This is a genomic window from Streptomyces sp. NPDC057654 (assembly GCF_042800135.1).
GTDB lineage: Bacteria > Actinomycetota > Actinomycetes > Streptomycetales > Streptomycetaceae > Streptomyces.
On the sequence record NZ_JBHVHQ010000520.1, the window covers coordinates 1 to 6,076 of the forward strand.

Sequence of the window (6,076 nt, forward strand, 5' to 3'; positions counted from 1 at the left end):
GGCATAGGCGGCCGTACGGGCGCACGCGCGCGTACGGCCATGTACGTACATACAGGTGTCAGCGCTTGTCGTCGCGGTCCTTGGAGTCGGCCTCCGCCTCGGCCTGCTTGGCCTGGACCTCGGGGTCGAGAGCGGCGCCCGCGCTGCCGTCGACGGCGGTGAGCGGGGCGCGGTCGGAGACCTCGGTGGGGGCCGGGGGCTCCACGAGCCAGTCCGGGTTGGCCTGCTTGTCCCACCACTTCCAGACGGCCGCGGCGCCACCCGCCAGCACCCCGAGGACCAGCAGCCGCTTGGCGAACTTGCCCCTGCGGGTGCGGCGGGTGCGCTTCTTGGTGAGCTTCTCGATGTCGGCGGCCGACACCTGGCCGCGCAGCGCCGCGATGGCCGCGCTGCCGCGGGCCACGGCCTCGTCCCGTACGGGCTCGGCGGCGGCGCGGGCCCGCAGGGCCGCCTGGTCGACCTTGGGCGGCAGGGCCTCGCGGGCGTGCTCGATGCGGGGGGCGAGGTGGGCGCGGTACTGCTCACCGGCGGTGGAGCGGGCCTGGTGGGCCGCGGTCGACACCTTGGGCGCGAGCCGTACGCGTGCCTCGTGCGCAAAGTGCGCGGCGGTGTCCTTGGCCGTGCCGGCGTAGGGCGCCACCACATCCGCGGCGTGCCGCACGCTGTCCTTGGCCGTGCCGGTCGCGGCTCGCACGCTGTCCTTGCGGGTCACGGTTCCTCCTCCTCGGTGGCGTGTCCGGGGGCTTGGCGTTTGTCCCCAATGTATGCAGTATCTGTCGCCTGTCCCCGCGAATGAAGATCATGCCTGTCCGGCGGCCTGACGGCATGTGCGGGCGGGCATCCGGGGCATAAGGAGCTTCGGCTGACGATGCCACGGTTGGGGGCCGGGCGCGCCCGTTCGGCGACTACTGGCGGCGGGAAGCGGTGGGAAGCGACGGATAAGCGCCGAGAAGGTGTCCGAAGACGCCCGTAGGCGGCGGCCGGGCGACGTCCGAGCGCGTCCGTGCGAGGATCGGGGAAAGTCAGTGAAGTCTATGGAAGGTAGATCGTGGCCGAGCAGCTCTACGCCACCCTGAAGACCAACAACGGCGACATCGTGATCCGGCTGCTGCCGGACCACGCGCCCAAGACGGTCAAGAACTTCGTCGAGCTCGCCGAGGGCACTCGCGAGTGGACCAACCCGGAGACCGGTCAGAAGTCCACGGACAAGCTGTACGACGGCACTGTCTTCCACCGTGTCATCAGCGGGTTCATGATCCAGGGCGGCGACCCCCTGGGCAACGGCACCGGCGGCCCCGGCTACAAGTTCGCGGACGAGTTCCACCCCGACCTCGCGTTCAACAAGCCGTACCTGCTGGCCATGGCCAACGCCGGCCCGGGCACCAACGGCTCGCAGTTCTTCCTCACGGTCTCCCCGACCGCGTGGCTGACCGGCAAGCACACCATCTTCGGCGAGGTCGTCGACCCGGCGAGCCAGAAGGTCATCGACGCCATCGCGGCCACGGACACCAACCCGCGCACGGACCGCCCGGTCAACGACGTCGTGATCCAGTCCGTCGTCGTCGAGCGCCGCTAACCGTCGAGCGCCGCTCGGGCCGAGCCCGTAGCGGAATTCGTACGGGAACCCAGCGCCCCGCCCGTCCGTAGAGAGGGGCGGGGCCTGCGTACGTACGCGAAGACCGGAAACCGCCTGGCGCCGCCGCCGGCGGGCATGGCCGACCGGCAGGGGGCAAGGGGAGACGATGGAGGACCAGGCGGTCTGCTGCTACCGGCATCCGGACCGGGAGACGGGCGTGCGCTGCGTGCGCTGCGAACGGCCGATCTGCCCCGATTGCATGGTCAGCGCCTCGGTGGGCTTCCAGTGCCCCGAGTGCGTCAGTACCGGCTCGGGCACCGGGCAGCCCCCGCGGGCCAACGCCCCGCGCACCGTCGCGGGCGGCGCCGTGACCGCCGATCCGCGCCTGGTCACCAAGGCCCTGCTGGGCATCAACATCGCGGTCTTCGTCGCGGTGTATTTCGTGGGGGACTCCCTCACCGACGCCCTCACCTTGATCGGGAAGGCGTACGACCCGAACCTCCCCGGCTTGGTCGGCGTCGCCGACGGCCAGTGGTACCGGCTGCTGACCTCGATGTTCGCGCATCAGGAGATCTGGCACATCGGCTTCAACATGCTCTCGCTGTGGTGGCTGGGCCCGCCGCTGGAGGCGGCCCTGGGCCGCGCCCGGTTCCTCGCGCTGTTCCTGGTGGCGGGGCTCGGCGGCAACGTGCTGGCCTATCTGCTCTCGCCCCAGAACATGGGGACGCTCGGCGCCTCCGGTGCGATCTTCGGGTTGCTGGGCGCCACCGCGGTGCTGATGCGGCGCCTCAACTACGACATGCGGCCGGTCATCGCGCTGCTCGCGCTGAACCTGCTCTTCACCTTCACCTTCGCCGGCATCTCCTGGCAGGCGCACCTCGGCGGGCTGGTGGTCGGCACGGTGGTCGCGTACGGGATGGTGCACGCGCCCCGCGACAAGCGGGCCCTTGTGCAGTGGGGCACGTGTGCGCTGATGCTGCTCGTGATCGCCGCCGTGGTGGTCGTACGGACCGTGCAGCTCAACAGCTGACCCCGGCCGGCCTTGGCCAACCTCGATCGGCCTCGACCCCTGACGGCCCCGAGTTGTCCACAGAGAATGACCGATCTTGTGCACGCTGTGGGGAACTGCTGTTCGCGTCGTCCCCGATCCGCGTTTGCCCAGGAAGACAGCGGTGTGATGGTGCGCACGGAGTGCGGTCCACCAGTCACACCGGCGTCAACGCCTGGGAAGTTATCCACAGATCTTCTGAGTTTTTCCCCAGTGTGGATGAGGGTGTGGATAACTCGGCGGCAGGCTCAGGGCATAGCCGTCGGCTGTATGGCCCAGCGGGAGCGGGGCACATGGCTCAGCGGGAGCGAGCACACGGCTCGACGGGAGCGGGCGTATGGCTCAGCGGGGCCCGGCGCACAGCCCGGTACGGGGCCGGCCGGGCTATTTCCACTGGGTGGAGACCACGAACCCCGCGGCGATGAAGCCGAAACCGATCACGATGTTCCAGTTGTGCAGGGCCGAGATCGGCAGATCTCCGCGCGTCACATAGAAGACGACGATCCATGCCAGGCCCTGGGCGAACATCGCCAGCATCAGCGGGGCCACCCAGCGGCGCCCGCTGCTCAGCCTGACGTTCTGCTGCTTCGCCGCCGGCGGCGGGGTGAAGTCGTCCTTCTTGCGGATACGTGACTTCGGCACGAGGAACTCTCCTGTCGATGCGCTGCGTGACCGCGCGGGGTACAAAACTGTCCGCCGGAACGGGCGGCGGCGGGGGTCGCCGCCGTGCCCCGGCCGTCCGTTAGCGTAGTGCTTCCGCGGCGTCGGAGAGGATAAGGGTACGTTGAGCAATTCTGCCGACTCCACCAGCACCGGCTCCCGGCGTTTCCGGCCGGTGCGGCTGCTCACGGCCGGGGTCTTCGCGCTGGCCGGCCTCATCTTCTGGATGAGCTTCAACACCGCCCAGGGCACCGACCTGCGCACCGACGACTCGATGCTCCGCCTCTCCGACCTCATCCAGGAGCGCAGCCACAAGAACGCGACCCTCGACGAGAGCGCCGCGGGCGTACGCTCCGAGGTCGACGCGCTGGCCCGGCGCGACAACGGCGGCAGCGACGCCGAGAACAAGCGCATCGCCGGCCTGGAGAAGAGCGCCGGCACCAAGCCGCTCACCGGCGGCGGGCTGAGCGTGACCCTCACCGATGCCCCGCAGGGCGCCACCGCCCGTATCCCCGGCGTCCCGGAGCCGCAGCCCAACGACCTGGTCATCCACCAGCAGGACCTCCAGGGCGTCGTCAACGCCCTGTGGCGGGGCGGCGCCAAGGGCATCCGGATCATGGACCAGCGGCTGATCTCCACCAGCGCCGTGCGCTGTGTGGGCAACACCCTCATCCTCCAGGGCCGCGTCTACTCCCCGCCGTACAAGGTGACGGCCGTCGGCGACCGGGACGCGCTGCGCAAGGCGCTGGACTCCACGCCCTCGATCCAGAACTACAAGCAGTACGTGACCGCGTACGGGCTCGGCTGGAAAGTCGACCAGCACGACGCGGTGACTCTTCCCGGCTACTCGGGCACAGTGGATCTCCACTACGCGAAGCCCGCGTCGTAGCCCCAGGCGGGTGCGGGCGTCAGTCAGGCCCCCAGCCGACGACGGGAGCGGCCGTGAAGGTGAACGCGCGTGTGATCGTCCGGACCTTCAGCGAGCTGTGCGTCACCGTCGGCACCCTGATCGTCCTGTTCGTCGTCTATGTCCTGTACTGGACCGGAGTGCGGGCCGACAGCGCCATGAACGGCGAACTCGACCACCTCCAGGACAAGTGGTCCACCGGCTCCGTGGCGTCCGGCAGCGCGCAGCCGGGCCAGTCCGGGCAGCCCACGGGGACGCCGGCCCCGCCCCCGCAGTCTTCTTATAAAGAAGGCGAGTCGTTCGCCGTCATGTACATCCCGCGGTTCGGCTCCGACTGGTCCAAGCCCGTCCTGGAGGGCACCGGCACCTCCGTGCTGAAGAAGGGCCTCGGCCACTACTCCGGCACCGCGCGCCTCGGCGAGACGGGCAACTTCGCGGTGGCCGGGCACCGCCGCACGTACGGCGACCCGTTCAAGGACTTCCCGAAGCTGCGCCCCGGCGACGCGGTGGTGGTGCGGGACGGGGCGACCTGGTTCACGTACCGCGTCGACCGCAGGCCGTACAAGACGCTGCCCTCCGACATCGGCGTCATCGACCCCGTGCCGCGGAAGTCGGGGTTCAAGGGCCCCGGCCGCTATCTCACGCTCACGACCTGCGAGCCCGAGTGGGGCCACAGCCACCGGCTGATCGCCTGGGCGCACCTCGACGCGACCCGGCCGGTGGAGAAGGGGAAGCCCGCGGCTTTGACCGGCTGACCCACCCGTCACAGGCTCGGGCCTTACCCTGGTGCTGCACCGTGCCGCCGCGACCCGTTGCGGCGGAGGGAATTCCGTCTTCGTCATCGGCAAGTAGGGACAGCATGTACGGCTGGATCTGGCGGCATCTGCCGGGCAACGCGTGGGTGCGGGCGCTGATCTCGCTCGTACTGGTGCTGGCGATCGTCTACGTGCTCTTCCAGTACGTCTTCCCGTGGGCGGAGCCGCTGCTTCCGTTCAATGACGTGACGGTCGACAACGGAATGGCGGGTACGGCCCGGTGAGCGCTCGCATCCTGGTCGTGGACAACTACGACAGCTTCGTCTTCAACCTGGTCCAGTACCTCTACCAGCTCGGCGCGGAGTGCGAGGTGGTCCGCAACGACGAGGTCGAACTCGCGCACGCGCGCGACGGCTTCGACGGCGTACTGCTCTCCCCCGGACCCGGCACGCCCGAGCACGCGGGCGTCTGCGTCGACATGGTCCGCCACTGCGCGGCCCACGGCATCCCGGTCTTCGGCGTGTGCCTGGGCATGCAGTCCATGGCGGTCGCCTACGGCGGCGTCGTCGGGCGCGCCCCCGAGCTGCTGCACGGCAAGACCTCGCCCGTCACCCACGAGGGCGTCGGCGTCTTCCACGGCCTCCCGTCGCCGTTCACCGCCACCCGCTACCACTCGCTGGCCCTCGAACAGTCCACGGTGCCGGACGAGTTGCAGGTCACGGCCCGTACGGACACGGGGATCGTGATGGGGCTCAGACACCGCGACCTGCCGGTGGAGGGCGTGCAGTTCCACCCCGAGTCGGTGCTCACGGAGTGGGGGCACCTGATGCTCGCCAACTGGCTGGTGATGTGCGGCGACGAGGCCGCCGTGGACCGCTCGGCGGGGCTCGCGCCGGTGGTGGGCAAGGTCGGCGCGTGACCGCACTCCGCCCCGAGCGTGAGGGCGCCGCGCAGGGCGCCCAGGAGCCCGTGCCGCCGTACGACCCGTACGAGGACACCGGCGCGTTCGCGGCGGCCGTCGAACTGCTCGACGACCCGCTGAACGACCCGCTCCCGGGACGGCCGACGCCGCCGCCCGCCCCGGAACCGGAGGCACAGCCCCGGCACCAGCGGCCCCAGGAGCCCGTACG

8 protein-coding genes and 1 pseudogene are annotated in these 6,076 nt (G+C 70.3%); 7 read left to right on the forward strand and 2 right to left on the reverse strand.

Features of this window, described 5'->3' with window-relative positions:
• Positions 1–58: 58 nt before the first annotated feature.
• Positions 59–712: a DUF5324 family protein gene (locus ACFU99_RS29570; protein WP_384397833.1), complete on the reverse strand. Its 654-nt coding sequence runs from the start codon at positions 710–712 to the stop codon at positions 59–61.
• 336 nt (positions 713–1,048) lie between these two features.
• On the opposite strand from ACFU99_RS29570, the gene ACFU99_RS29575 reads away from it, so the two are divergent.
• Entirely contained in the window at positions 1,049–1,576 is a 528-nt protein-coding gene (locus ACFU99_RS29575; protein WP_384397835.1) for a peptidylprolyl isomerase, read from the forward strand.
• A gap of 166 nt (positions 1,577–1,742) precedes the next feature.
• Positions 1,743–2,606, forward strand: coding sequence for a rhomboid family intramembrane serine protease (locus ACFU99_RS29580; protein ID WP_384397837.1), 864 nt, complete (start codon positions 1,743–1,745; stop codon positions 2,604–2,606).
• 402 nt (positions 2,607–3,008) lie between these two features.
• On the opposite strand, the gene crgA is transcribed toward ACFU99_RS29580, so the two are convergent.
• The gene (gene crgA / locus ACFU99_RS29585; RefSeq protein ID WP_384397839.1) at positions 3,009–3,266 is read right to left on the reverse strand and encodes a cell division protein CrgA; all 258 of its coding nucleotides are present in this window, start codon (positions 3,264–3,266) and stop codon (positions 3,009–3,011) included.
• A 142-nt stretch (positions 3,267–3,408) separates the two neighbouring features.
• On the opposite strand from crgA, the gene ACFU99_RS29590 reads away from it, so the two are divergent.
• The 5 genes and pseudogenes from ACFU99_RS29590 to ACFU99_RS29610 form a co-directional block, all read left to right on the forward strand.
• The gene (locus ACFU99_RS29590; RefSeq protein ID WP_384397841.1) at positions 3,409–4,173 is read left to right on the forward strand and encodes a DUF881 domain-containing protein; all 765 of its coding nucleotides are present in this window, start codon (positions 3,409–3,411) and stop codon (positions 4,171–4,173) included.
• 59 nt (positions 4,174–4,232) lie between these two features.
• The gene (locus ACFU99_RS29595; protein WP_384397843.1) at positions 4,233–4,946 is read left to right on the forward strand and encodes a class E sortase; all 714 of its coding nucleotides are present in this window, start codon (positions 4,233–4,235) and stop codon (positions 4,944–4,946) included.
• Positions 4,947–5,050: 104 nt separating this feature from the next.
• Positions 5,051–5,230 (forward strand): hypothetical protein, encoded by a 180-nt coding sequence (locus tag ACFU99_RS29600; RefSeq protein WP_030888691.1) that lies wholly within the window; start codon positions 5,051–5,053, stop codon positions 5,228–5,230.
• Positions 5,227–5,865: an aminodeoxychorismate/anthranilate synthase component II gene (locus tag ACFU99_RS29605; protein ID WP_384397846.1), complete on the forward strand. Its 639-nt coding sequence runs from the start codon at positions 5,227–5,229 to the stop codon at positions 5,863–5,865. Before ACFU99_RS29600 ends, ACFU99_RS29605 begins: the two co-directional genes overlap by 4 nt.
• A pseudogene (locus ACFU99_RS29610) lies at positions 5,862–6,076 on the forward strand (class E sortase); the annotation flags it as partial. The gene ACFU99_RS29605 and the pseudogene ACFU99_RS29610, both read left to right, overlap by 4 nt.

Excerpts from the sequence above, each read along its gene's own strand:
- ACFU99_RS29600 (WP_030888691.1), top strand. The coding sequence starts at position 5,051 with ATGTACGGCTGGATCTGGCGGCATCTGCCGGGCAACGCGTGGGTGCGG.
- ACFU99_RS29580 (WP_384397837.1), top strand. The coding sequence starts at position 1,743 with ATGGAGGACCAGGCGGTCTGCTGCTACCGGCATCCGGACCGGGAGACG.